The 2,340-nt window shown below is 42.3% G+C and carries 2 protein-coding genes; both read right to left on the bottom strand.

The annotated features are described in order from the left end of the window. Window positions 1-318: 318 nt before the first annotated feature. Window positions 319-1,410, bottom strand: a complete 1,092-nt coding sequence (locus F9Y84_RS21740; protein WP_147391482.1) for an IS91 family transposase — start codon at window positions 1,408-1,410, stop codon at window positions 319-321. Continuing rightward, on the bottom strand, window positions 1,407-2,240 hold the full coding sequence (locus F9Y84_RS21735) for a tyrosine-type recombinase/integrase (RefSeq protein WP_147391481.1): 834 nt from the start codon (window positions 2,238-2,240) through the stop codon (window positions 1,407-1,409). Before F9Y84_RS21735 ends, F9Y84_RS21740 begins: the two co-directional genes overlap by 4 nt. Window positions 2,241-2,340: the final 100 nt, after the last annotated feature.

Below are 2,340 nucleotides of genomic sequence, written 5' to 3'. Positions count from 1 at the left end.
TAACACTTTAGTATTTATGCGACACGCAGTTTGTGTTGCATAATCGCTTGTTGGACTGAGCTGCTACCCGCTCGATGTCTCAGAGTTGGTGTTATTTATGCTAAGGGAATTTGCTTTTTGGAGGCTCTCACTTTCCTAGCTAGTGTATTCAGTTTAGCTAGTGTTATGTAAGCTTTCCCTGCATTGCTCAGCGCTCATTATGTATTCATTACACCTAAATTTACCTTAATAAGCAATTATATTTTTTTAGCGTACAGAGGCCGCTAGCCTGAGCAATTAAGCAGGTTAACTAATTGATTTTGAGCAGCTATCAAGCTGCTAACTCGTTCGGTCTACTTTGGTCGGTGTTGCATCTAACTTGAATACGCCAATTAGCCGCAAGATACCTACCTTACAATGCTGACAAGCCCAATTCGGTATCAATGTCACGTTTTCTCCTGTCTTTGGCCTCTTTACTCTGCATGTGCATGACGCCTGCGACCTTATCAGCGCTAACTTTCGCTTGCGACATGCATTGGCTAAAAAACCGTAATGCCGAATACGCATAAATCCTTTCGGTAGTACATGCTGCAAATAACGCCGTAAGAATTCGTCATTACTCAGTGTCATCACTTTATCACGATTATCATCCGCGTAATCTCGGTATTTGAAGCTCACCGACTGTGCATTCGCTGATACTAAACGTGATTCAGACATCACGCCTTTTCGGGTATACCGTGCTAGGTAACTTACTAGCTTTTCACTGTAAGCTAAACAGGCTTTGCTATACACGCACCACTTTGTTGGCGTGTTTACCTTCATGAGTGAAGTATTACATTCACTAAGCGCCGCTAGCATTTTTCCTCTAAAGACCGTTGATAAAGCTTTAACGGGATATAAATAGCCTTTTTCTATCTCATTCCATTGAGTCTTATCGAGCGTACCTGCTGGGATTAAACAGTGTAAATGAATATGCTGACTTAAATTTTGCCCCCAAGTATGCAAGACGCTAGTCATTCCTAATTGGCCATGCCCTTTTCGGTTAGCAAATTTACTCAAGGTTTGCCATGCTGCTTTGAATAAACACTGGTATAAGGCACTTGGGTTATAGTGGGCAATGGCATTAAGTTCATGAGGAAGCGTAAAGACAAGGTGGAAATAGCGGCATGGTAATAAGTTCTCTTGCTGCTTTTGTATCCACCTTGCCGTTGCCATTCCTTGACACCGTGGACAATGGCGGTCTCGGCAGCTGCACCCAATCTGCTGTGATTCACCGCAGTTATCGCACTGCCATGTTTGATAACCGAGCTGACCCGTTCTGCATGATTGAAGATGCTGACAGACGCGTTGCTGCTGATAGCTCATTATATGATGTTGCCGATAATGCCCAAGGCTCGAATTTAAAATATCAGCGAGATGTAAAGTACTCATGGTTTAACCAAACTTGCGAGTAAATCAACACCGCCATGCCCCAATTCGGGTAACCAATGTAAGTAGCTTTGCGTGGTTTTAATATCACTGTGTCCAAGCTGATGTTGAAGTTGGTGCAACGGCATACCTGATTCAAGTTGATGTGTTGCATAAGCATGGCGTAGTGCATGTGGATTACAGTGAGTTAAGCCGCAATGTCGTGCATGTTCACGTAATGGTCTCCTGAAGCTTGATGCTGACATGGGTTTATCCATTAACCATCGTGAGTAAAACATCCAACCCGTTGGGTGATACATTTTCCAGTAACTACGTAATTGGTTAAGTACGCTATCGGAGGCCACCACATAGCGTGACTTATCCCCTTTACCTTGTTCAATTAAAATGGTTTTTCGCTTTCCATCAATGTCTTGCACTTTAATATGCAAAAGCTCACCAATGCGTAAGCCACAACCATAGCAAACCACAATTAACGTTTTTAATCGCATATCCGTACAGTTTTCTATCAACCGCCGAATATCGTCTCGAGATAAATAGGTTGGTGCGCGAGTCTTCGCTTTTGGTAATGCGATATCTAGGTTCAGCGGTCGGTGTAAAATATGTTTAAACAAAAACCAAATACTATTTATTTGTACTTTTTGGCTTGCTCTAGAGAGTTTACGAATAGCCGGATCATTAAAAAAGGTATTCAGTTCATCATCGGTAATTGAATCGAGTGGTTTATTGAAATAGTGACTCAGTTTAAGTAGATGCTCACAGTAACTTTTGCATGTACGTTGCGAATACCCTAGGTAGGCTATTTCTGTTTTGACTTGTTCTATGAGTGGGTTCATGACTTACCTCCAAGTTATGGGATAACCTCAAGGTAAGTGTGGCTCAGTTGGTGAGAGTAGGATCTCCGCGTAGCGGCTTAGTTCAACAATTTAATATCGA

Origin of the sequence: Pseudoalteromonas peptidolytica, assembly GCF_012641745.1 — a bacterium.
GTDB lineage: Bacteria > Pseudomonadota > Gammaproteobacteria > Enterobacterales > Alteromonadaceae > Pseudoalteromonas > Pseudoalteromonas peptidolytica.
Note: the sequence above shows the minus strand (reverse complement) of the source record. Positions and strands in the feature narration are given on the sequence as shown.

What these genes read in the sequence shown, in the direction of transcription:
- F9Y84_RS21735 (WP_147391481.1), bottom strand. Translation starts at nt 2,240, where the DNA reads ATGAACCCACTCATAGAACAAGTCAAAACAGAAATAGCCTACCTAGGG.
- F9Y84_RS21740 (WP_147391482.1), bottom strand. Translation starts at nt 1,410, where the DNA reads ATGAGTACTTTACATCTCGCTGATATTTTAAATTCGAGCCTTGGGCAT.